This window comes from Agrococcus beijingensis, from assembly GCF_030758955.1.
Classification (GTDB): Bacteria; Actinomycetota; Actinomycetes; order Actinomycetales; family Microbacteriaceae; genus Agrococcus; species Agrococcus beijingensis.
This window is the reverse complement of record NZ_CP132360.1, coordinates 2,215,672-2,237,217: the sequence shown is the minus strand read 5'-3', so window position 1 is coordinate 2,237,217 and position 21,546 is coordinate 2,215,672. Positions and strand designations below refer to the sequence as shown.

At 70.8% G+C, this 21,546-nt stretch carries 19 protein-coding genes, 1 tRNA gene and 2 pseudogenes; 8 read left to right on the top strand and 14 right to left on the bottom strand.

Annotated features, from left to right (window positions below):
* Nucleotides 1–6: 6 nt before the first annotated feature.
* Nucleotides 7–1,050: an LLM class flavin-dependent oxidoreductase gene (locus Q9250_RS10910; protein ID WP_306231907.1), complete on the bottom strand. Its 1,044-nt coding sequence runs from the start codon at nt 1,048–1,050 to the stop codon at nt 7–9.
* A 206-nt stretch (nt 1,051–1,256) separates the two neighbouring features.
* Nucleotides 1,257–1,901: a hypothetical protein gene (locus Q9250_RS10905; protein ID WP_306231906.1), complete on the bottom strand. Its 645-nt coding sequence runs from the start codon at nt 1,899–1,901 to the stop codon at nt 1,257–1,259.
* 217 nt (nt 1,902–2,118) lie between these two features.
* Here Q9250_RS10905 and Q9250_RS10900 point away from each other — a divergent pair, with 217 nt between their 5' ends.
* Together Q9250_RS10900 and Q9250_RS10895 are read left to right on the top strand one after the other, a co-directional pair.
* Nucleotides 2,119–3,675 (top strand): lipase maturation factor family protein, encoded by a 1,557-nt coding sequence (locus tag Q9250_RS10900; RefSeq protein WP_306231905.1) that lies wholly within the window; start codon nt 2,119–2,121, stop codon nt 3,673–3,675.
* Between the two features lie 96 nt (nt 3,676–3,771).
* The gene (locus tag Q9250_RS10895; protein ID WP_306231904.1) at nt 3,772–5,064 is read left to right on the top strand and encodes a YncE family protein; all 1,293 of its coding nucleotides are present in this window, start codon (nt 3,772–3,774) and stop codon (nt 5,062–5,064) included.
* Between the two features lie 94 nt (nt 5,065–5,158).
* Here the strand turns inward: Q9250_RS10895 and Q9250_RS10890 are convergent, their stop codons facing one another.
* A complete protein-coding gene (locus Q9250_RS10890) occupies nt 5,159–6,289 on the bottom strand; it encodes an FUSC family protein (RefSeq protein ID WP_306231903.1) in 1,131 nt (376 codons plus the stop codon).
* 100 nt (nt 6,290–6,389) lie between these two features.
* On the opposite strand from Q9250_RS10890, the gene Q9250_RS10885 reads away from it, so the two are divergent.
* The 3 genes from Q9250_RS10885 (at nt 6,390) to Q9250_RS10875 (ending at nt 9,208) form a co-directional block, all read left to right on the top strand.
* A complete protein-coding gene (locus Q9250_RS10885; RefSeq protein ID WP_306231902.1) occupies nt 6,390–6,983 on the top strand; it encodes a hypothetical protein in 594 nt (197 codons plus the stop codon).
* Nucleotides 6,984–7,844: 861 nt separating this feature from the next.
* Nucleotides 7,845–8,396: a hypothetical protein gene (locus tag Q9250_RS10880; RefSeq protein WP_306231901.1), complete on the top strand. Its 552-nt coding sequence runs from the start codon at nt 7,845–7,847 to the stop codon at nt 8,394–8,396.
* A gap of 275 nt (nt 8,397–8,671) precedes the next feature.
* Nucleotides 8,672–9,208: a hypothetical protein gene (locus Q9250_RS10875; protein ID WP_306231900.1), complete on the top strand. Its 537-nt coding sequence runs from the start codon at nt 8,672–8,674 to the stop codon at nt 9,206–9,208.
* Here Q9250_RS10875 and Q9250_RS10870 read toward each other — a convergent pair.
* Nucleotides 9,205–9,435 carry a glycine zipper domain-containing protein gene (locus Q9250_RS10870; RefSeq protein ID WP_306231899.1) on the bottom strand — a complete coding sequence of 77 codons (231 nt, stop codon included), beginning with the start codon at nt 9,433–9,435 and terminating at the stop codon, nt 9,205–9,207. The genes Q9250_RS10875 and Q9250_RS10870 overlap by 4 nt on opposite strands.
* Nucleotides 9,436–9,505: 70 nt before the next feature.
* Between Q9250_RS10870 and Q9250_RS10865 the strand changes: the two genes are divergently transcribed.
* A complete protein-coding gene (locus Q9250_RS10865) occupies nt 9,506–10,474 on the top strand; it encodes a Gfo/Idh/MocA family protein (protein ID WP_306231898.1) in 969 nt (322 codons plus the stop codon).
* Here the strand turns inward: Q9250_RS10865 and Q9250_RS10860 are convergent, their stop codons facing one another.
* The 6 genes and pseudogenes from Q9250_RS10860 to Q9250_RS10835 all read right to left on the bottom strand — a co-directional run bounded on the left by Q9250_RS10860 (nt 10,475) and on the right by Q9250_RS10835 (nt 18,217).
* On the bottom strand, nt 10,475–10,765 hold the full coding sequence (locus Q9250_RS10860) for a DUF2277 domain-containing protein (protein ID WP_306231897.1): 291 nt from the start codon (nt 10,763–10,765) through the stop codon (nt 10,475–10,477).
* A gap of 1,523 nt (nt 10,766–12,288) precedes the next feature.
* Entirely contained in the window at nt 12,289–12,834 is a 546-nt protein-coding gene (locus Q9250_RS10855; protein WP_306231896.1) for a P-loop NTPase family protein, read from the bottom strand.
* A gap of 174 nt (nt 12,835–13,008) precedes the next feature.
* A pseudogene (gene purH, locus Q9250_RS10850) lies at nt 13,009–14,049 on the bottom strand (bifunctional phosphoribosylaminoimidazolecarboxamide formyltransferase/IMP cyclohydrolase); the annotation flags it as partial.
* Nucleotides 14,050–14,286: 237 nt separating this feature from the next.
* Nucleotides 14,287–14,892, bottom strand: a complete 606-nt coding sequence (locus Q9250_RS10845; protein ID WP_306231895.1) for a hypothetical protein — start codon at nt 14,890–14,892, stop codon at nt 14,287–14,289.
* A gap of 89 nt (nt 14,893–14,981) precedes the next feature.
* Nucleotides 14,982–15,611, bottom strand: a complete 630-nt coding sequence (locus Q9250_RS10840) for a DNA-directed RNA polymerase subunit beta (RefSeq protein WP_306231894.1) — start codon at nt 15,609–15,611, stop codon at nt 14,982–14,984.
* A gap of 50 nt (nt 15,612–15,661) precedes the next feature.
* Nucleotides 15,662–18,217, bottom strand: coding sequence for an HAD-IC family P-type ATPase (locus tag Q9250_RS10835; protein ID WP_306231893.1), 2,556 nt, complete (start codon nt 18,215–18,217; stop codon nt 15,662–15,664).
* A 123-nt stretch (nt 18,218–18,340) separates the two neighbouring features.
* Here Q9250_RS10835 and Q9250_RS10830 point away from each other — a divergent pair.
* Together Q9250_RS10830 and Q9250_RS10825 are read left to right on the top strand one after the other, a co-directional pair.
* A tRNA-Lys gene (locus tag Q9250_RS10830) sits at nt 18,341–18,413 on the top strand.
* Between the two features lie 88 nt (nt 18,414–18,501).
* Nucleotides 18,502–18,627, top strand: coding sequence for a hypothetical protein (locus Q9250_RS10825; RefSeq protein WP_263970280.1), 126 nt, complete (start codon nt 18,502–18,504; stop codon nt 18,625–18,627).
* Between the two features lie 399 nt (nt 18,628–19,026).
* Here the strand turns inward: Q9250_RS10825 and Q9250_RS10820 are convergent.
* The 4 genes and pseudogenes from Q9250_RS10820 to Q9250_RS10805 all read right to left on the bottom strand — a co-directional run.
* Nucleotides 19,027–20,073, bottom strand: a pseudogene (locus Q9250_RS10820) (recombinase family protein); the annotation flags it as partial.
* 163 nt (nt 20,074–20,236) lie between these two features.
* Entirely contained in the window at nt 20,237–20,428 is a 192-nt protein-coding gene (locus tag Q9250_RS10815) for a hypothetical protein (protein ID WP_130455668.1), read from the bottom strand.
* On the bottom strand, nt 20,425–21,033 hold the full coding sequence (locus tag Q9250_RS10810) for a hypothetical protein (RefSeq protein WP_130455666.1): 609 nt from the start codon (nt 21,031–21,033) through the stop codon (nt 20,425–20,427). The genes Q9250_RS10815 and Q9250_RS10810 overlap by 4 nt, the downstream gene beginning before the upstream one ends.
* A gap of 9 nt (nt 21,034–21,042) precedes the next feature.
* The gene (locus Q9250_RS10805) at nt 21,043–21,507 is read right to left on the bottom strand and encodes a single-stranded DNA-binding protein (protein ID WP_130455664.1); all 465 of its coding nucleotides are present in this window, start codon (nt 21,505–21,507) and stop codon (nt 21,043–21,045) included.
* Between the last annotated feature and the right edge of the window lie 39 nt (nt 21,508–21,546).

The window sequence follows — 21,546 nt, the reverse complement described above, 5'->3', positions numbered from 1 at the left end:
CCCGCCCTACTTCGCCGCCAGCAGCCGCTCCACCCGCGGCTTCACCTCGGTCGCCAGCAGCGTCAGCGCCTCGAGGAAATGCTCCTGCGGCAGCGCGCCGATGTCCATCTGCAGGAAGTGGCGCACGTGGCCCATGTGACCGTGCAGGTGCACGATGCGCTCGGCCACCTCGTCGGGGTCGCCGACGTAGTAGGCGCCGGGCGCATCCGCCTGCGCCAGGAACTGCTCCTTGCGGGGCGCCGGCCAGCCGCGACGCTGGCCCATCTCGGCGTTCAGGCGGTACCAGCCGGGGTAGAAGCGATCGAGCGCCTCCTGCTTCGTCGGCGCGACGAGCCCGAGCGCGGCGACCGACACCTTGATGTCTGGCCCCGTGTGCCCGGCCTGCGCGGCGGCCGCGCGGTAGAGGTCGGCGAGCGGCGCGAAGCGGTGCGGGGCGCCGCCGATGATGCCGTACGAGATCGGCAGGCCGAGCTGGCCGGCGCGCACCGACGAGCCGGTGCTGCCGCCCGTCGCGATCCAGAGCGGCAGCCTGCCGCGCACGGGCCGCGGCACCACGTCGAGCCCGTCGATCGCCGGGCGGCGGGTGCCGCTCCAGGTGATGGCGGTGCCCTCGGCCTCGTTCAGCGTCTGCAGCAGGTCGAGCTTGCTGGCGTAGAGCTCGTCGTAGTCGGTCAGCGAGTAGTCGAACAGCGGGAACGTCTCGACCGACGAGCCGCGGCCGGCGGTGATCTCGACGCGCCCGCCGCCCGAGATCGCGTCGGCGGTCGCGAACTGCTGGAACACCCGCACCGGGTCGTCGGTCGAGATGATCGAGGCGCCGCTGCCGAGCACGATCTGCTTCGTGGCCGCTGCAGCCGCGGCGATGATCGTGCCGGGCGACGACGCCGGCATCGAGGACGTGTGGTGCTCGCCGATGCCGAAGTAGTCGAGCCCCGCGGCGTCGGCGTGCACGATGGCGTCGAAGAGGTTCTTGATCGCCTCGGCCGTCGACCGCTCCGTGCCGTCGGCATCGACCTGGGTGTCGCCGAAGCTGTACGCGCCGATCTGCATGGGGATCCTGACTCTCGTTGCGGGTGCCCGCGCACGCTCGCGATCGCCGGTGAGGCGATGGGGGCGGATGCGGTGGGTTCTTCGAGATTGCAACACCCGTGCGCGCGTGGCGATTCCGCACGGCCGCGGACCGGGCGCGGCGCATGGGCCCGCGCCGCCGAGCGCAGCCAGACGCCGGCCGCAGTCCCCGAGCCAGTCCGCCGGCGCTACTCCGCCGGTGCCGGCAGCAGCACCTCGATCAGCGTCACGTCGCCCTCCCACAGCTGCCCGACACCCTGCTCACCGCTCTCGAGGCCGAGCGGTGAGACCTCGACGTCGGTGCTGCCGTCGGTCAGCGTGGTCGTCTCGTAGCCGTCTGCCGGCGTCGTGCTGGCCGACCAGTCGAGCGCCTCGAGCCCGGCGATGACGGCCGGCCCGGTCTCGGGGGCGTCGAACCAGACCATCACGACTGCCCGTCGGTCGCCCTCCGCCTGCGAGAACCAGCAGGTCGGCCGTGTCGGCAGCAAGGTGCCCATCGCCTCATAGACCTGGATCTGATCGTCGTTCCGGCCCCGCTCCGGCCGATCGCTCTCCATGGCCGCCATCAGGTTCGATTCGCACGCATCGAGCAGGCGCTGCTGCGCCGCCGATGGCCCAGCTGCGGCAGCGGAGGCGTCGGGTGCAGCGGAGGCCTCAGGTGCAGCGGCGGCGTCGGGCGTCGGCGAAGCCGCAGCGCTCGGCGATGCGCTCGCGGCAGGCGGGTCGGATGCCGTCCCGGGCTCAGGAGCGGATTCCGCGCCGCACCCGGTGAGCGCGAGCACGCCCGCGGCGACGATCGCGATGAGCGCGCGCGCTCGAGCTCGACTGCGCATGGGCACCTCCGTCGGTGGGGTCGACGCTCGGACCGGGGTCCCCGAAGCGTACGTCGGGCCTCCCCGCGCCGCCGCGGCTCTCGGGCGATCTGCGGCCGATCCTGAGCAGATCGACGCCGTTGCGAGCTCGCCTCTTGTCTCTGCCGAGCGGTCGCGCGACGCTGGCGGTGCGGGTCGCGCTGCGCCACGGCGGGCGGAATCGGACGGGAGGTGCGCGATGGACTGGTCGGCGATCATCGCCTGGCTCGACGCCCCGCACGCCGAGCTCGCGCGGCAAGTGCTGCAGCGCGGCACCGCCGCGATATTCGCGGTCGCGTTCACCTCGACGCTGCTGCAGTTCCCGGCACTGCTGGGCGAGCGCGGCCTCTCCCCCGCCCCGCGCTACATCGCCGCGGGCGGCCTCGACGGCGTGCCGAGCATCTTCCGCTGGCACTACTCCGACCGGATGCTGCGCATCCTCTGCCTCGTGTGCATCGCCATCGCGCTCGCGCTGGTCGCGGGCGTGCCGCAGCTCGGCCCGCCCTGGCTGCCGATGCTCGGGTTCCTCGTGCTCTGGGCGGTCTACCTGTCGATCCTGCCGATCGGCCAAGTCTTCTACGGCTTCGGCTGGGAGCTGCTGCTGTGCGAGGCGGGCTTCCTGGTGGCGCTCCTCGGCTCCAACGCCACCGCTCCCCCGACGCTGACCCTGCTGCTGGTCGTCTGGCTCGTGTTCCGGCTCGAGTTCGGCGCCGGCATGATCAAGCTGCGCGGCGGGCGCGAGTGGCGGGATCTCACGGCCTTGATGTTCCACCACGAGACGCAGCCGATGCCCGGCCCGTTCAGCCGCTGGGCGCACCTGGCGCCGGCGTGGTGGCACCGGCTCGAGGTGGTCGGCAACCACGTGGCGCAGCTGGTGGCGCCGTGGGTGCTGCTGGTCGCGGCCATCGGCGCGATCGGCACCGCCACCGGCCCGGCGGAGGGGGTGAGCGCCGTGCTCGCCGCCATCGCGACCACGGCCGCCGCGATCATGATCCTCACGCAGGGCTGGCTCGTGCTCACCGGCAACTTCGCCTGGCTCAACTGGCTGACGATCGTCATGGCGTTCGCGGCCGTCGACGATCGCGTCGTCGCCTGGGCGGTGCCCGCCTGGCCATCGACGCGCGCCTACCAGCCGACCGAGGTGTGGTTCAGCATCCTCGTGGCCCTGATCTTCGTCGTCTACCTGTGGCTGTCGATCCCCTCGGCGCGCAACCTCGCGTCGCGGCGGCAGCTGATGAACGCCTCGTTCAACCGGCTGCGGCTCGCGAACGCCTACGGCGCGTTCGGCACGGTGACGAAGGTGCGCGACGAGATCGTCATCGAGGGTGCGCCCTTCGACGAGACCAGACCCTCCGACAAGAGCAGAGGGGCGGATGCGCCGGGTCGCGACGAGTGGGTCGAGTACGGCTTCAAGGGCAAGCCGGGTGACGTGCGGCGCGTGCCGGGCTGGTTCGCGCCCTACCACCTGCGGCTCGACTGGCTGATGTGGTTCCTGGCGCTGGGGCAGCGCGGGCCGTGGTTCCGCGTGCTGCTCGAGCGGCTGCTCGAGGCGGATGCGCCGACGCTGCGGCTGCTCGGGCACGACCCGTTCGGCGGCGAGCGGCCCGAGTGGGTGCGGGCGCGCGTCTACCGCTACCGCTTCGCGACCCGCGTCGAGCACCGCGCGACGGGGCAGGTGTGGATGCGCGAGGAGCGCGGGCTGCTCGTCGCGCCGATGCGGCTGCGCGACGCTTCCGCGGAGCAGCGGCGCGATTGACGACCGAGGCGCCGCATTGCCCCAGGGCCGGTGCAAGGATGGCCGACCGCAAGCATGGCCGGTGCGCACGGATGGCCGGTGCGGGAGGATGGCGTCGTGAAGACGGCATGGCGCAGCGCGACGATCTTCCTCGCCGCCGCCGCGCTCGTCGGCTGCACCCCGGGCTCGCTCGAGACGAGCCCTTCGCCCTCTCCATCCGAGGCCGCGACTGCGCGGCCGACCACTGAGACGAGCCCGAGCCCTGTGATGACTCCCGCACCCGAAGCCCAGCCCCAGCCCGTCCTGCTGGCGACACTGGCCGCATCCGACGGCCTCGCCATCGTCGACCCCGACGCCGCCGACCCGGTGCTCGGCGTGATCCCCGTCGGCCAGGCGCCGTGGGGCGTCGCCGCGCAGGGAGCCGCCGCCTACGTCGCGACCGCCGAGGGGCTCGCGGTCGTCGACCTCGCCGCGCGCACCCGCGCCGCGCTCGTGCCCTACCTGCACCAGCCGGCGAGCGTCGGCTTCGGCGAGTACCGCGATGGCGGTCTGGGCATCGCCGTCTCGCCCGACGGCGCGCGCGTCTACGTGGCGGTGCACCGCTGGCCCGATCCGGCGTGGCTCGAGGTCTACGACGTCGCGAGCGGCGCGTTCGTCGCGTCGGCAGACGTCGGGATCCGCCCGTTCGACGTGCTCGCCGACCCGGGCGGTGCGTGGGTCGCGACCGTCGATCACGACAGCTACACCGTGACGCTCATCGACCCGGCGTCGCCGAGCACGGTCGTGCGCACGGTCGAGATCGCGCCCTTCGGCAACCTCGGGTTCTCGGGCTGGGAGAAGCCGCACTACGCCGCGATCACCGCGGATGGCCGCATCGCGCTGCCCTACCAGGGGCTCGTCACCGTGCTGCTCGACCCTGCGACCGGCGCGACGGAGCGCGTCGAGGCGACCGCGAACTCGCACCAGCACGGCGTCGCGACCGCCCCCGACGGCAGGCTCGTGACCTCGGGCACGGGCGCGTTCGGCACCGCCACGGGCTCGACGAACGTGTCGCTGCTCGATCCCCTCACCGGCGCCGAGCAGGTCATCCCGCTCCAGCGACCGCACGAGACCGTCGCGATCTGGCAGGGGGCGGATGCGTCTGGTGGCGCAGGTGCGGACGCCGCGGCGCCGTCGACGACGGCGACTGCGACGCCGGCGCCCGCAGCACCGGCGACCGCAGCAACGCCGACCGCAGCACCGTCGACCGCGGCTGCCGCGGCCTGGTCGATCGTGCTCGCCGGCGGCTACACGCGCGACGGCTGGTGGGACGGCCTGACGGTCGTCGACCCTTCGAGCGGCAGCGTGCGTGAGGTCGCGCTCGCCGGGCGCCCGCAGCACGTGATCGCCGCGACGCTGCCGGCCGACTGAGGTCGGGCGGCTGAGGCCGGGCGAGTCAGGGCAGCCGCGCCTCGCGTCGCGTCGCTGCGCAGCGGAGCCGCCGTCGGCGCCACCCGGGCCGCGCTTATGCCTCGCGCGCCGCCTCGACGCCCGCCGCGCGATCGACGCGCGCCCGGATCGCTCGCAGCGCGAACACCACCGCGCCCGCCCCGGACTCGGGCCGAGGCTGTGCGGAGACGTGCTCGTAGAGCGCATCGATCGCCTCCATCGAGGCGGCCGACGCGTCGGCGACGCCCTCGAGCCGCGCCCAAGCGCGCAGGTGCGCGCTCAGCGCCGTGACCGCATCCGCTGCCTTCATCCGTTCGTCGGCGTCGAGGTTCACCTTCACAGGGGTCGCCCACGCGGCGCCCGCGAGCGCGTCGAGCAGGTCGATGACCCGGTGCACGACAGCCTTCAGTGCATCGACGGCGGCTCGGTCGTGCTCGACGTCGTGCTCGCGCCAGAGGGTGCGCGGGTTGAAGCGGCGGCTCTCGCCGGCCTCGCGCACGTCGGCCTCGAGGTCGGCGACGCGCTGCTCGAGCTCGGCGCCCCACATGCTCCACGCGTCGTCCTCGGGTGGCCAGTCGCCGCGCAGCAGCTCGGCGAGCGCGTCGGCGCGATCGGCGAGGTCGTGCACGGCCGCGTCGATGCGCCGGTGCGCCTCGCGGTCGTGCAGCGGGGGCAGCGCGATGGCGTTGACGAGCACGCCGACGAGCAGCCCGACCGTGAACTGGCCGACGTAGCCGACCGCGTAGCCGTCGGCGTCGACGCCGCCGAAGAGGATCACGAGCAGCGCCACGACCGGCACGACCCCGGCGCCGATGCCGAGGGCGGCGGCGCCCTGCAGCGCGACGCCCACCGCCGCGATGATGCCGATCTCGACGAGTGCGGGCAACTGCAGCGCGACCATCGCGAGGCCCAGCGCGGCGCCGATCGCGAGGCCGACGGCCTGCTGCAGCGCGGTGCGCGCGATGGTGAAGATGGTGGTGCCGGTGGCGATGAAGGCGCCGAGCGCCGCGGCGTAGGCATAGTCGCGAATGTCGCCCGGCAGGGTGTTGCCGGCGAGCCATGCGGCCATCGCCGCGAGTGCAGCGCGCACGGCGTTGGCGACGCGGCCGGGCGGCAGCCAGCGCACGAGGAAGCGCTGCGCTCGCACGCGGGCGGATGCGTCGCCGCGGCCGTGGGGTTCGGCTCGCGTTCGGTCAGACGGGGCCACGCGCCCAACCTAGACCCGGCACCTGAGGTGAGTCGCGTCGTTCCAGAGCGACTGTGGAGAGCGAGTGCGGCGGATGTCGGCGGTCGCCTACCTTGCCCGCATGCCCAGAAGCAGACCCCTCACTTCGACCATCGCTCTGGCCGCGGCGCTGCTGCTGAGCGCCTGCACCGTACGGCTGCCAGGCGGTGATCCAGAGCCGGTCGCCGAGGTCGGCGAGAGCGCGCGGCCGTCCGTCGCCTCGCCCGTGCCGACACCCCATATCGTGCGGGTCGCCGACGAGCTCACTGCAGAGGCCTTCACGGCCTACGAGCACTTCCTGCTCGCCGAGCGCGGCATTGCGCGGTCGGCGGTGCTGAACTCGCGCGATCTGGAACAGGTCGCGACGACGACGATGGCCGGCGAGGTGGCCGCCGACGTCGCTCGGTGGCGGCGAGACGGCGGGGTGGTCGACGGCCTTGCTCGCACCGTGACGTTCGACCTGCTCATCGACTCGAAGCCCGACGAGCCGATGGCGCACGTGTGCGCCGACGTGAGCGATGTCGCGGTGTTCGACATCGAGACCGGCGCCGAGGTGTTCTCCGGTGAAGAGCTCGGGTTGAGCGAGGTGTTGGTCGGCTTCGTGCGAAGCTCGTCGGGCACGCTGCTCGTCGACGTCAGGGTGCCGGTCGTGGAGCAGGAGCGCAACTGCGCGTGAGCGGTACGGCGTCGCCGTGAGGGCGTGGGAGCGACCGCGCGGCTTGGCCCCGGCGGCCGGCGCCGGCATCGCCGTTCGACGAAGAGCGGGGCCGCCCCGGTCAGGACGGCCCCGCTCGTGCTGCGATCACCGCAGCAGGTGGAGTGCGAGTGCGTCGCGTGCGTGCTGCTCGCGGTCTGCAAGCGACTGCTCGTAGGCCACAGCCTCACGGCGGAGCTGCTCTGATCGCTGGGGCTTCAGTGCCCAGCGCTCGAGCTGCCGCGATGCGCTCAGCGCGGCCCGGCGAGGAGCCGGCAGCGCGAATGCTGAATTCGACATGGTGGTACTGCTTTCTGGCATGGCGATATCGCCCTCTGGTGGGCGTGAGATATCGCTGGATGAATTGCGGAGATTGCGCAACGAATGAACCCAAGAATGGGCGGATGCGTTGCGGTGCGACGAGTGCGCGCGCTCAGCCGGTAAGGCGAGAGGGAGCGATCGCGTCGCGGTCAGCGAGGGGCGATGGGGGAAGACGCAGGGGGAGCAAGCCTGCTGTGGCCTGGCAGACTCGGTGCTGGTGCAGCACGGAGATCGTTCAGCCGCTGCGCTTCGCCGCTAGGACGCCCCACCGGGAAGAAGGGCTCCAGCGGTGGGAATGGTGACGGTGTCAAACATCGCGAGCTCCTCCTTTCGGTCGGCGTGGAAGTTCGCGTTCACGAAGATATACCCGGGTCATAGCGAATGGCAAGCGCATCTCCAACATTCTTTCCAGATTTTCTGCGCCAGTTCCTGCTGTCCCCCAGAAGCGCATCGAATGGGGCGATGGGGCCAGCCTGTGGAGACGGTCGGCGGCGGCTCCGCTGGCTCGCGTAACCTGCCCGCATGCTCAGGAGGCTCGGAACCGGCGTCGCGCTCGCATCGATGGCGGCACTCGTGCTGGTCGGCTGCTCGCCGCCGGCGCCGACCGCGACGACATCGGCGGCCGAGCCGTCGGCGCCTCCAACGGCGTCGTTGTCCGACAACGAGATGCTGGTCGCCGCACAAGCCTCCTACCAGGACCTGTTGCGTGCGGTCAGTGCTCAGTACGAAGCTCAAACCTCCGACCCCCAGTCGTTGCGCTCCAACGCAACCGCCGAATTTGCCGCAGATCTGGCCTCACAGATCGACGAGAATCTTGCTCAGCGGCTTCAACTCCTCGGAGCGCCCCAGATCACCCAAGCGGTGTTGGACGTGCGATCAACCGACGCACTGTCGGCGGGGTTCTGTCTCGATGCCGCAGCGGTTCGCGTGGTCGATCCACAATCAGGCGTCGAACTACCGGCGACGAGTTCGACCACGACCGCTTGGACTGTGGACTTCATCCTTGAGGACGGGCAGTTGATCGCTGCTGGACGATCCTCGCGGGTCGACGAACTGTCAGATCCATGCGACTAATCGCTCTCCTGTTCCTGAGCGTGCCGGCTCTCTTCGGCAACATGGAGACGCCGGGCTTGATCTGCAACGAAGAGCTGGCTGCTGCTGGAGTCTGTCCACCATCTGAGATCGGCTCGGTGATCGTGGCAGGGTCCCAACCGATCGGCGGAAGCCCGGGAAGCGGCGCAGGAACCGTCGGAGGCGCTCCCATCGACACATCAGCAGCGGAACTCGCGTACCGCCAGTACCTGCAGATGCTCCATGACCGCTGTGTCGCCATGGGCGAGGATCCGGCGGTGTGCCCACCGCCACCCCCGCCCCCTGGCGAGCCGATCGACGCCGCGGCGTTCGAACCGATCACCATCAGCGACCTCGCCGCGTTCCGCCCGATCGTCGGCGAGCTCGTCGTCGAACCCGACGGCTGGGGCGTCATCGGCACGCCCACCAACTTCTACGCGACCGCCGAGACCCACACGATGGACGGCGAGCTGTTCGACGTGCCGATCCAGGTGCGATGGACGCCCACGAGCTACGTCTTCGACTACGGCGACGGCACCGTCGAGGAGACCGAGGCATCCGGCACCGCATGGAGCGGCGCCGACCAGTCTTGGACAGAGACGGCCACGAGTCACGCGTATGCGAGCAGGGACGACGTGAACGCATCCGTCACCGTCGTCTTCACTGCCGAGGTCAACGCCGGCGCCGGCTGGTTCGCGGTGCCGGGCACGCTTCCCGTGCAGGCTCCCGCGGTGGCGGTGAAGGTGTTCGAGGTCGACACCGTGCTCACGAACGGAGACTGCGCTGCGAACCCTGCAGCCGCCGGTTGCGGCTAGCGCGAGGGCTCGTCCGGCTCGGCGCCAGGATGCGCGCCGTCCGGCTCCTCGCCTTCTTCCTTGTTGGCGGAGCCGAGCGCGACACCGAAGGAGATGCCCATCGCGGCGCCGATGGCGATCCACAGCCCGAGGTTGTCCTGCGAGACGCCGATCGAGACGCCGATCGACATGCCCAGCACGAGCCCCACCCCCATCATCGAAGGATTGAAGTCGCGCTTGCTCGCCATGCCTCCACGCTACGAGCGGCGGTCGAGCACCACCTCCACCAGGCGACGGAGCGAGCACTAGAGTCGCGCCATGACGACCAACTCCCCCGGCTGGGGCATCCTCGGGGCGGGCGGCATCGCGGGCGCCTTCGCGCGCGATCTCACGCTCGGCGGCCACCGCGTCGCCGCCGTCGGCAGCCGCGATGAGCAGCGAGCCCGCGACTTCGCCGGCACTCACGGGATCCCGCACGCGCACGCCGGATACGCGGCCCTGGTGGCCGACCCTGACGTCGACGTCATCTACATCGCCACCCCGCACTCGCACCATCGCGAGCACGCGCTGCTCGCGATCGAGGCCGGCAAGCACGTGCTCGTCGAGAAGGCGTTCACGACGACCGGCGACGACGCGCAGGCGGTGGTCGATGCTGCTCGCGCTCGCGGCCTCTTCGCGATGGAGGCGATGTGGACGCGCTTCCTTCCGACGATGGTCGCCGTCCGCGAGCGCATCGCCGCCGGCGAGCTCGGCGATCTGCTCAGCGTCACCGCCGACCACTCGCAGATGCTCGACCTCTCCCCCGGCAGCCGCCTCATCGAGCCCTCGCTCGGCGGCGGCGCCCTGCTCGACCTCGGCGTCTACTGCGTCTCGCTCGCCCACGCGCTGCTCGGACCGGTCACGCGCGTGCGCGCCGCCGGCGTGGTCGACGCGGCGGGCGTCGACCATCGGGGCGCCGCCATGCTGACCCATGAGGGCGGACGGATGTCGACGGTCACGTTCTCGATGGAGACGCTCGGTTCGAACCGTGCCACCATCGCGGGCACGCAGGGCGTCATCGAGCTCGATCCGGCCTTCTATGTGTGGACAGGCTTCACCCGCCGCAGCGCGACACTCGAGAAGGAGAGCTTCGTGCCGGAGATCGCCGGTCGGGGCATGCAGTTCCAGGCGATCGAGGTGGAGCGCTGCATCGCCGCCGGCGAGCTCGAGAGCCCCCTCATGCCGCTCGACGAGACCGTCGCCATCATGCGGGTGATGGACGAGATCAGGCGGCAGCTGGCCGACTGACTACGCGGCGCTCGCCTTCGCAGCCTCGCGGGCGGCGATGCGCGCCTGCACCTCGGGCCGACGCAGCGGCGGCACGGTCTTGGGCGGCTGCCGCCGGTCGGGCAGGTCGGCCAGGAGGTGCTGCGTGATGTGGGCGACCTCGGCGACCGCGCGCTCGAAGGCGTCCCGGGTGCGATCGGTCGGATGCGTGATGCCCGAGACCTTGCGCACGTACTGTCGGGCGGCGGCCTCGACCTCGTCGTCGTTCGCGGCGGGCTCGAGGCCGCGCAGCTCGGTGATGTTCCTGCACATGGCGACCACGCTAGGCCGAGTCTGCGCGGCGCACCAGAGCACTCGCGGCGACGGGATCGCGTGATGGTGGCCCCACCTACAGTCGTCGCAACGGCGACAGGCCATGATGCTCCTATTGCTGTCAAGCCGCGATGAGCCATTCGCGCGGCAGGTGCACGCGGCGATGGCGCGGAAGGGGCCGCAGCGGGCCGTGCAACGTGCGCCGCGGCCGCGCACGTACGGCTACGACACGTTGCGGCTGCTGATCCGTGTCTGGATGCTCGCGGGCCAGCCCGCCGGCAAGTATCTGGCCGTGACGATGCCGCTGTGGCTGCCGAAGCTCGAGCAGCACCACGAGTTCGGCGAGGACACGCAGCGGCTCGACGATCACACCCGTGCGCAGCTGCTGGCGGTCTCGGGCGCGACGATCGACCGGCTGCTGAAGCCCACCCGCGACGGGATGCGGCTGACCGGCATCTCGGGCACCAAGCCCGGACCGCTGCTGCGCAACTCGATCCAGGTCCGCAAGGCCGGCGACGAGCACGAGCAGGATCCCGGCTTCTGCGAGCTGGATCTGGTGCTGCATTGCGGGCCGACGCTCAAGGGCGAGTTCTGCCGCTCGTTGACGGTCACCAGCGTCGCCACCGGCTGGACCGAGAACCGGGCGCTGCGCAACGGCGCGCACCGATGGGTGCTCGAAGCGATGCCGCTGATCGAGCAGCGCCTGCCGTTCCCGCTCACCGGCATCGACACCGACAACGGCGGCGAGTTCATCAACGACGCGCTGATCAACTGGGCCGGCGAGCGAGACCTGTTCTTCACCCGCGCCCGCCCCTACCACTCGAACGACAACGCGCACGTGGAGCAGAAGAACGGCGACGTCGTCCGCCGGTTCGCGTTCCACTACCGCTACGACACGGCGATGGAGCTGCGGCTGCTGAACGAGCTCTACGACCTGGTGCGGATCCGGTTCAACATGTTCCCCGCCACCACCAACGCGACCGGCTGGCGCGTGCACCGCAACGGCAAGGCCACGCGTGTCTACGACGCGCCCCGGACCCCATATCAGCGCGTGATCGACAGCGGCGTCCTGACCGACCAGAAACGCGCCGAGCTCAAANACGGCGATGGAGCTGCGGCTGCTGAACGAGCTCTACGACCTGGTCCGGATCCGGTTCAACATGTTCACCGCCACCACCAAAGCGACCGGCTGGCGCGTCAACCGCAACGGCAAGGCCACGCGCGTCTACGACAAGCCCCGCACCCCGTACCAGCGCGTGATCGACAGCGGCGTTCTCAGCGACCAGAAGCAGGCCGAGCTCGAGGCGATCTTCGACGCGACCAACCCGGCCGAGCTGACCCGCCGCATCGTCGACATCCAGACCCGCCTCATCCACCTCGCCGCCGCCAAGACCGACATCCTCAACCAGACCGTTTCGCGAGCAAAACCAAATGAGGCACGCGATCAACGTTCGCGAGCATCTTGACATGAGGCACTACGCCCCCTGATCGGCATCTCCCAATCAGTCCCCTCGGACCGGCCGTCAGAGCCGCGCCAGGAGGGCCTCGGCCTCGGCGGGACGCGACAGGAGGAGCACGGGCGGGGCCGACGCATCCGCGTGCCACCGACGCATCCGCTCGCGCTTCGAGCGCCACGAGCGGAAGTGCCAGAAGATCACCGAGTCGGGCGCGAGCGCGAGCCGGAGCGTCTCGACGTTGCCGTTGCAGACGGGTTCACGGGTGCGGATGCGTCGTGCCGTTCGGCGCACGAGTCGCGTCAGGGAGACGTGCCGGTCGTAGTCGAGGGCGACGATCGCGTCGACACGCGCGAGCGCATGCTCGTTGTGGAAGCGGTAGACCGAGTCGATCACGAACGCCTCGCGGTCGAGCACGGGGAGCACGCTCGCGTCGATCTGCTCGCGGGTGCGCTGCACCCAGCCGGGATCCCAGCAGAGGTCGTCGACGAGCGTGACCGGCAGCCGCAGCCGCTCCCCCAGCGCCTGCGCCATCGTCGACTTGCCCGAGCCGGTCGCGCCGAAGCAGAGGATGCGGCGGGCACGCCGCACGTCGTCGATGGTCGCCGCGCTCACGCAGTGACCGTACCGCCGCCCCGCCGCCGCCGCCGCCGCCGCCGAGACCACCGATGCACAACGCAAGCCGAAGCAGCCCGACCAGCGGTGCTCCAGGCACTGCGCCAGGATTCGCCGCTGATCTCGGCTGCTGGGCTTGCGTTGTGTTCGGGGTGGGCGGGCCGCCCAGCCGGCTCAGTGCGCGAAGTGGCGCTCGCCCGTGAAGTACATCGTGATGCCGGCGGCGTTCGCGGCGGCGATGACCTCCTCGTCGCGCACCGACCCGCCCGGCTGCACGACCGCGGAGACGCCCGCGTCGAGCAGGATCTGCAGGCCGTCGGCGAAGGGGAAGAACGCATCCGAGGCGGCGACCGAGCCGGCGGCGCGGTCGCCCGCGCGCTCGACGGCCAGCTTGCACGAGTCGACCCGGTTGACCTGCCCCATGCCGACGCCCACCGAGGCGCCGCCCGAGGCCAGCAGGATCGCGTTCGACTTCACCGACCGCACGGCCCGCCAGGCGAACTCGAGGTCGGTGAGCACCGCATCCGACACGTGCGAGCCCGTCACGCGGCGCCAGGTGTGCGACGAGAAGCCCTCGAAGGTGTCGGGCTGCTGCACGAGCACGCCGCCCGAGACCTGCCGCAGCTCGCTGCCCTCGCGGGCATAGCCGGCGGGCAGGCGCAGCAGGCGGATGTTCTTCTTGGCCGTCAGCAGCTCGAGCGCCTCGGGCTCGAAGTCGGGCGCGACGACGACCTCGGTGAAGATGTCCTTCACCGTCTCGGCCATCGCGCGGGTGACGACGCGGTTCGCGGCGATCACGCCGCCGAACGCCGAGACCGGGTCGCACGCGTGCGCCCGCTCGTGCGCCGAGGCGATCGGATCGGCGGCGTTCGGCGCCGCGATTGCGATGCCGCAGGGGTTCGCGTGCTTGATGATCGCGACGGCCGGCTCGCTGAAGTCGAAGGCGGCGCGGAGGGCCGCGTCGGCGTCGACGTAGTTGTTGAAGGACATCGGCTTGCCGTGCAGCAGCTCGGCCTGCGTGATGCCCGTGCCGCCGGGCAGCGCGAAGAGGCCCGCCTGCTGGTGGCTGTTCTCGCCGTAGCGCAGGCCCGCGACGAGGGTCGCGGCGCCGACGGCGCGCAGCAGGCCGGTCGCCGAGCCGGTGTCGGGCGCGCCGGCATCGGTGGCGGATGCGTCGGCCGACCGGGCAGCGCCCGTCACGGCGGCGGCGGTGTCGGTGNATCCAGACCCGCCTCATCCACCTCGCCGCCGCCAAGACCGACGTCCTCAACAAGACCGTTTCGCGAGCAAAACCAGATGAGGCACGCGATCAACGTTCGCGAGCATCTTGACGTGAGGCACTACGGCGGATGCGCTCCCCGCGAACGCGGGAACGCCCGGCCGGGGCCGGGCGTTCCACGCTGCGGCCAGCATGCCGGGCCAGGATGCCGGGCCAGCGTGCCGGCCGCGTCGCTACTGGACGGCGATGACCGTGTCGGCGACCTCCGGGCTGCCGTAGTACGAGCGCACCACCACGTGGGTGGGGTCGACGCCCTCGGGCAGCTGCACCGCCGCGCGGGCACCCGTGAAGCTGTCGCCCTCCTCGAGGTAGACGTCGTTCTCGGGCGTGATCTCGGTGATGGTGTCGAAGTAGTCGTACGCCACGCCGTCGCTGCCGACCACGAAGATCTCGAACAGGTCGAGGAACGCGAAGTCGCCCTCCACGCGCTGGGCATCGAGCACCACGGCGACGATGCGCGTGCCGGGCTCGGCGCCACCGCCCTGCAGCGGCGGGTCGGGCTCGAGCTGCGTCACGGTCACCGTCCAGGCGTCGCCCGCGCCGTCGTCGATCGTGACCGGCTCGCCGAAGCCGGCGGTGGGTGCCAGGTCGTCGACGGGCTGCCCCGGGTCGGCCTCGCCCGACTCGCTGGGGTCGAGCGGCTCGACGGTCGGCTCGAGCGGTGCGGCGGTCGGCAGCACGGGCGCCTCGGGGATCGGCGGCGGCAGGATCAGGCAGCCGGAGAGCGTCAGAGCACCGACTCCGGCGACGAGCAGGGCTGCGAGCGGGCGGCGGGCCATGGCGGATCTCCTTGTTCAGCGACGCCGGGACAGCACACCGGCCGCTGTGAGCCTACGGCGCGGCGCCCGCCGGCGCGCGGAACCCGCCGTCAGTCCAGGCTGTCCGAGCGCCACATCCGCGCGCACACCGTCAGGTCTCCGGCGATGTCGGTCAGCGAGGCCGCGAGCCGCGTGCGATCGATGGCGCGCTCCGGATGCGTCGCCTCGTCCAGGTGCGCGGCCTCCACCGCGCCCGCCGCCGTCACCACCGCGAAGGCGGCGGCGCGCTCGAGGGCGAGCGCGAAGTCGCCCGCGAAGACCCCGCGCAGGATCGTCTCGGTGAGCGCCCGCAGCTCAGCGGGGCTCGCCGGCGCCGGCACTCCCGCGACCACCGGTGCCGCCGTGTGGAGCGCATCCGCCCCCCGCTGGTACAGCAGCGCCGCCTCGTCGGCGCGCTGCGACACGAGCGCGTGCAGCAGGTGCACCCGCCAGAGCGCGCCGGGCAGCGAGTGGGGGCGCGCGTGCGACCAGAGCTCGGCGACCGTGTCTATGCCGTCGACCTTCGCGAGGCGCAGCAGCCGCTCGACCACCTCGGGGTCGGCGCCGGTGCGCACGCGCGCGAGCAGCGCCTGTGCGGTCTCGCTCGCCAGCTGCAGGCGCAGCAGCGGGTCGACGTCGCCCTCGACGCGCTCGAACCAGTCGTTCGAGAAGCGGGTGGGGCGGTGGAAGTCGTCAGCCATGGCCTCCATCATCCCAAACCCGCGCGGTGCGCGGCGCGGCCGATCGCGGCTCAGGTGGTGCGGACGACCGCCGGCGGCAGCTTGGGCGCGAGCCGGTGCCAGACCTCGATCAGCGCGCTCGCGGCCAGGCCGATGCCCACCGCCCAGCCGATCATGTCGGCCGGCGGCAGCTGGAACTCGAAGAAGTCGCGAATGAGCGGCACCGTCACCGCCACCATCAGCGCCGCGACCATCACCACGATGATGAGCGCCCGGACCGGCGTGAAGGGGCGGCATGCGATGCCCAGGACCCACAGGCCGGCGACCGTCAGCGCGAGCACCGCGGCGGTCTGCACCTGCCGCTCGTCGAGCTGCATCGAGCGGCCGAGGATCGTGGTCGCCAGGATCGCCACCGCGACCGTGACGCCCGAGGGCACCGTGAAGCGCAGGCTGCGGAACAGGAACCCGGGCACGTAGCGGGTGGCGGCAGGCATCAGCGCCAGGAAGAACGCGGGGATGCCGATGGTGAGCCCGTCGGTGGCCGACAGCTGGCGCGGCAGGAACGGGTACTGCAGCAGCAGCACGCCGAACAGCAGCGCCATCGTGAACGCGTAGGTGGTCTTCGTCAGGAAGATGCGCGAGACCCGCTCGATGTTCGCGATCACCTGCCGCCCCTCGTCGACCACCCGCGGCAGGTGCGAGAAGCGGCCGTCGAGCAGCACCAGCCGCGCGACCGCCTTCGTCGCGGCGGCGCCCTCCCCCATCGCGATGCCCAGGTCGGCGGTCTTCAGCGCCAGCGCGTCGTTGACGCCGTCGCCGGTCATCGCGACCGTGTGGCCGAGCGCCTGCAGCGACTCGACGATGCCGCGCTTCTGGCCGGGCGTGACGCGGGCGAGCACGTGGTGGTCGACGAGCACCGTCGCGAGCGCCTCCGGATCGCTCGGCAGGTGCCGCGCGTCGAAGGCGTCGCCGACGAGCGGCATGCCCACCTGGCGGGCGACGGCGCCGACCGTGCGCGGGTGGTCGCCCGAGATGATGCGCACCTCCACGCCCTGGTCGCGGAAGTAGTCGAGCGTCTCGGCCGCGTCGTCGCGCACGTGCTCGCCGAAGCCCAGCACCGCCACCGGTCGCGCCTCCGGCAGCTCGAGCCGCTCGGCCTCTGCAGGAGAGAGCGGATGCGGTGCGTGCGCGAGCACGAGGGCTCGGCGCCCCATCGCGGCGGTCTCGAGCGCGCGCTCGACCACCGCCGCGTGCGCGGCCTCCTCGGTGACCAGCGACTCGGGCGCGCCGAGGATCCAGGTGCCGCGCAGCGCGCCGTCGGCGAACGCCACCGCGCTGAGGCGGCGGGCGGAGGAGAAGCCGATCTGGGAGCTGGTGCGCAGCGCCGGGTCGCCGATCGATGGATCGGCGACGTGGGGCCGCACGGCCAGCGCGGTGGGGTTGGCGTTCGGGTCGTGCCCGAACCAGCCGAGCGCCGCCAGCCATGCGCCCGACTGGAGGTGCAGCGCGTCGGCGCGCACCGCATCCGCCACCACCCCGTCGGCATCGACGGGCGTGGCGTCGAGCAGCTCGATGTCGCCCTCGGTGAGCGTGCCGGTCTTGTCGAGGCAGATGACGTCGACGCGGGCGAGGCCCTCGACGGCGGCGAGCTCCTGCACGAGCACCTGGCTGCGCGCGAGCTTGACGGCGGCGACCGCGAACGCGATCGAGGTCATCAGGATGAGGCCCTGCGGCACCGACGCCGAGATCGCGGCGACCGCGAGCACGACCGCCTCCTCCCAGGCGCCCGTCTCGATGGCCGCCTGCCAGCCGCCGCGCGCCTGCATCTGGCCGTTCAGCACGATCGCGATGAGCGGGATGAGCGCGAGCGAGATCCAGCGCACGACCCGGTCGAGGGCGCTGCGCAGCTCGGAGTGCACGAGCGAGAAGCGACGCGCCTCGGCGGTGAGCCGAGCCGCGAACGAGTCGCCGCCGACGCTCGTGAGCTGCACCGACGCCGAGCCCGACGAGACCGCCGAGCCCGACAGCACGCCGTCGCCGACGTGCTTCAGCTGCGGCTCCGACTCCCCCGTCAGCAGCGACTCGTCGAGGTCGACCCCCGTGCTCTCGACGATCACGCCGTCGGCGGGCACCTGGTCGCCGCGGCGCAGCAGCAGGATGTCGTCCTGCACGAGCTGCTCCATGGCGATGTCGCGCTGCTCGCCCTCGCGCAGCACCGTCGAGCGCGACACGTGCAGCAGCGCGAGCCGATCGAGCTTGCGCTTCGCGCTGTACTCCTGCACCACGCCGATCACGACGTTCGAGATGGCCGCGAACGAGAACAGCGCATCCTGCCAGCGGCCGAGGACGAGCAGCACCACCGTGCAGACCGCGATCACCAGGTTGAAGAGGGTGAAGAGGTTGGCCTGCAGGATCGACCACAGCGACCGGCTGCTCGCGCCCGGGATGCGGTTGACGCGGCCGTCGGCGACCCGCGCCGCCACCTCGGCGTCGCTGAGGCCGGTGCGCGGGTCGGTGGTGGTCAGCAGCCGCTGCTGCTCGACCTCGCCGACCGCCGCCCCCGTGGGAGCCCCGATGACCGCCTCAGTCGACGGCTCGGTGGTGCGCGCGGGGGTGTCAGCGGTCATGCGGGTTCCTGTCAGCGGGGAGGGACGACCCCACATTGGCGGATGCGCGGCCTCGGCAACAGGGCGGGTTCCCGGAGTCCGTCTGGAGGATGACCCCCGTTCGCGAGGTTACGCTTGTCGCACGGGCCTGTAGCTCAGTCGGTAGAGCGTCGGACTTTTAATCCGCTGGTCGTGGGTTCGAGCCCCACCGGGCCCACCCAAGTGTCGATGTTCAAACATGCGACATCCGCAGGTTTGACATCCTTCCCCGCGCGCACGCTGGCCTCATAGGCCAGCGCTGCCGCGTGGACTGCCGGATCGAGCAGCGTGTCGAACGGCTCACCCGGCTCCGTTTCCACCCGATCGGCGTTCTCGACCTCGTAGACATGGATGCGCTCGAAGAACGCTTGGTTGCAGATGCGCCGGAGTGAGTCATCGATGCTCATGTAGATCGCGTGCATGTCACCGGCCAGAGCGAGGCAGTCTTCGAGGTGTGCTTTGGCCTGATCGTACTCGATCTGCCCTGCATCGATCTGCGCGTCGAGGAACGCGAGCCGGCGTGCGATGCGGTCTTGTTCTTCTTTGAGGAGGTCCAGCGGGACGGCTCCGGCGTGGTGGGCGTGGAGCAGGCTGCGGCGTTCGTCACGGAGCCAGTCGCGCTCGACGGCGTGGGTGTGCCGTTCTGCTTTGTTCGCGGCGTGGAGGTCATCGAACTGGCGCACGAGCATGTGCCGCAGCGCGGTGACGATGTGCTCGGGTATCTGCACGCGCCGGTAGTAGTCCTCGACCTGTCGTTCGATGTGCTCGATCGGCATGGCCTGGCGGACACAGTTCGTGCGCTTGGAGTGCCGGCCTGCGCAGATGAAGTATGGGTAGACGATGCCTTTGCCGTTTTTCGCGTGGGTGACCATCAGACGGGAGCCGCAATCGCCGCAGTACACCGAGCCTTTCAAGTAGTGCTCGTGGGTTTGCGTCTTCTCCCCGGACACCTGGTGCGCGGTGAGGACGTTCTGCACCCGGTACCAGAGCTCCGCGCTCACCAGCGGTTCGTGGAGTCCGTCGTAGCGGGCGCCACGGAAGATCACGTCGCCCTTGTAGTACGGGTTGGAGAGCATCTGCTGGATCGTGGACAGTCCCGGAGCCTTCGCAGGCCGTTTCGGGGTCGGCACGGTCGTGAGGCCACGGTCGACAAGTTCTCTGTGCAGCATCGAGGTCGAGTAGTTCCCCGTCGCGTACGCCTCGAACGCCCACCGCACCAAAGCAGCGCGGTCGGGGTCAGGGATCACGGTGGGGATGTCGCGCCCGAGTTCGTCGCGCTTGTGGACGTTGAGGTAGCCGATGGGGGCGCGACCGACGGTGCCGCCGATGGCGGCTTTCTGGGTCATGCCCTTGGCGACCTCGTTGGCGAGGTTGCGGGAGTAGAACTCCGCGATCGTGGACATGATGCCGTGCAGCAGCATCCCTGACGGGGTCTCGTCAATGTTCTCCGTCGCGGACACGAGGATCACGCCGGCGTCTTTAAGCGCGAGGTGGATCGCTACGTCGTCGGCACGGTTGCGGGCGAGCCGGTCGACTTTGTGGACGATGCAGTACGCGACCTGGTGGGTCTTGACGTACTCGATCATCCGCATCAGTTCTGGCCGGTCGGCCTTGCGTGCGGACTCGCCTGCGTCGATGAACTCCTCCACGACGATCGCGTTCAGATCACGGGCCTTGCGGAGGTTCGCGTCGCGTTGCGCGGGGATCGAGAATCCCTCGTCGCGGCCGCCGCGCTCTGCCTGCTCCTTGGTGGAGACGCGGAGGTAGGAGACGGCGAGGGTGGTGGTCTCACCGAGTCGGTCGATGCTGGTGGGTGGCGCTGGGGGTGCCAGAGTCATGAGTCTTGTTTCCTCTCACCGGAAGGGTGGGAGCCAACGCGACGGCGAAGCGTCACGCGGTGCGACTCGTAAACGGGAAACACGTCCGCCGGAAAGGAACCGGGGTAAGCCACAAGGGCAAAGAGACTGCGCACCCGGCCCGGTAAGGCCGCGGCGTCGGGTTCTATTCTACCTTGTCGGGCTCAGAACGCCCAGGATCGGCGTCATCCGGCGTGGGCGCGTCGTTCGCCTTCGATCTGCTGACCGCCATGCCGAGGAACACCTGCGCGAGCTTGTGCAGGTCAGGTTGACTGCGTGGCACTGCTTTGACGGTGAAGCGTCGATCCTCACCCCGCCTGCGCTCACGCCGGTTCATGGTACTTCTCCCGTGCTCAGGACGAGACCTGCGATGAACTGGTCCTCGGCACGTCGCCGCGCTTCCACATCAGCGTGCATGTATTCCACGAAGTCTTCCTCGCGGTTCGGGATCACGATGTCATCGATGGTGTCGGTGTCGGATTCTCCGGGCCAGGCGATGCGGCGGGTGGGGCGGTCGGTGGTCAGGCGCGTGCCGCAGGCTGCGGTCCAGTGCCGGAGGCGTTCTTGGGCTTCGGTGAAGTCGCGATGCCAGATGAGCATGGCGGAGCCCTTGGCTTCGGGGTGGATCGCGCACAGCCAGTGGATGTGCAACGCGGACAGTTCCCACACCAGTGCCGGGTGGCGGTGCCAGAACGGCGGGCAGACGGCGACAGAGAGGCCGTAGGTGTGGCGAAGCCAGTGCACCCATTCGTTGAGCGCGAGCCATTCTTCTTCTGCGGCGTCGGCGGTGAGGAGATTCCAGTTCACCGGCCCCGGCGGACCCGCCATCCCCTCATCCTCCGCGGTGGAGGGTTCGGTGTCGGGGTCGTAGCTCTCATCGAACTCGTCCTCCGCCACTTCGCCCGGATCAACTTCGCCCGTGTCGGGCAGTTCATCGACCATGATCCGTCCTCACCTTCCGACCGCGGTTGCACCAGCGGGCGCGCGGCGTGGTGCGCCGGGTGACAGTGCAGCGTCCTCGAGTCCGGCATCCAATGAGTCGGTTGCTTGTGTGCGTCGGGGACGGTCGACTGTGTAGCGGGTGCGGGCGAGGTCGTGCCCGATTTTCTTCGCGATGAACTCTTCTGCCTTGACGGTCTGCCCGGTGTCGTCGGTGCGGTCGTAGTGGTGGGTGTAGCCCTCGGCGACGAACTTGTCGCCTTTCGCGAAGCGCTGGTGGGCGCGTTCGGCGGTCTTCCGGAACGCGACGAGGTCGTGGAAGGTGGTCTCGGTCTGCGTGAACGAGCCATCGTCTTCGCGGCGGTAGTGTTCTTGCCCGATCTTCACGAACAGTCGTGCGTCACCTTTCTCGGTGAACGACAGGTGCGGTTCGGAAGCGATGAACCCGGACAGGGACTCTTGTGTGTGGATAGCCATTGGACACTCCTCGTGACAGCGGCACCCCCGGTCAGGGTG

Coding starts and splice junctions, on each gene's coding strand:
- Q9250_RS10870 (WP_306231899.1), bottom strand. CDS start 9,435: ATGGCGAGCAAGCGCGACTTCAATCCTTCGATGATGGGGGTGGGGCTC.
- Q9250_RS10900 (WP_306231905.1), top strand. CDS start 2,119: ATGGACTGGTCGGCGATCATCGCCTGGCTCGACGCCCCGCACGCCGAG.
- Q9250_RS10860 (WP_306231897.1), bottom strand. CDS start 10,765: ATGTGCAGGAACATCACCGAGCTGCGCGGCCTCGAGCCCGCCGCGAAC.
- Q9250_RS10840 (WP_306231894.1), bottom strand. CDS start 15,611: ATGGCTGACGACTTCCACCGCCCCACCCGCTTCTCGAACGACTGGTTC.
- Q9250_RS10880 (WP_306231901.1), top strand. CDS start 7,845: ATGCTCAGGAGGCTCGGAACCGGCGTCGCGCTCGCATCGATGGCGGCA.
- Q9250_RS10835 (WP_306231893.1), bottom strand. CDS start 18,217: ATGACCGCTGACACCCCCGCGCGCACCACCGAGCCGTCGACTGAGGCG.
- Q9250_RS10815 (WP_130455668.1), bottom strand. CDS start 20,428: ATGAACCGGCGTGAGCGCAGGCGGGGTGAGGATCGACGCTTCACCGTC.
- Q9250_RS10810 (WP_130455666.1), bottom strand. CDS start 21,033: ATGGTCGATGAACTGCCCGACACGGGCGAAGTTGATCCGGGCGAAGTG.
- Q9250_RS10910 (WP_306231907.1), bottom strand. CDS start 1,050: ATGCAGATCGGCGCGTACAGCTTCGGCGACACCCAGGTCGATGCCGAC.
- Q9250_RS10845 (WP_306231895.1), bottom strand. CDS start 14,892: ATGGCCCGCCGCCCGCTCGCAGCCCTGCTCGTCGCCGGAGTCGGTGCT.
- Q9250_RS10885 (WP_306231902.1), top strand. CDS start 6,390: ATGCCCAGAAGCAGACCCCTCACTTCGACCATCGCTCTGGCCGCGGCG.
- Q9250_RS10865 (WP_306231898.1), top strand. CDS start 9,506: ATGACGACCAACTCCCCCGGCTGGGGCATCCTCGGGGCGGGCGGCATC.
- Q9250_RS10905 (WP_306231906.1), bottom strand. CDS start 1,901: ATGCGCAGTCGAGCTCGAGCGCGCGCGCTCATCGCGATCGTCGCCGCG.
- Q9250_RS10805 (WP_130455664.1), bottom strand. CDS start 21,507: ATGGCTATCCACACACAAGAGTCCCTGTCCGGGTTCATCGCTTCCGAA.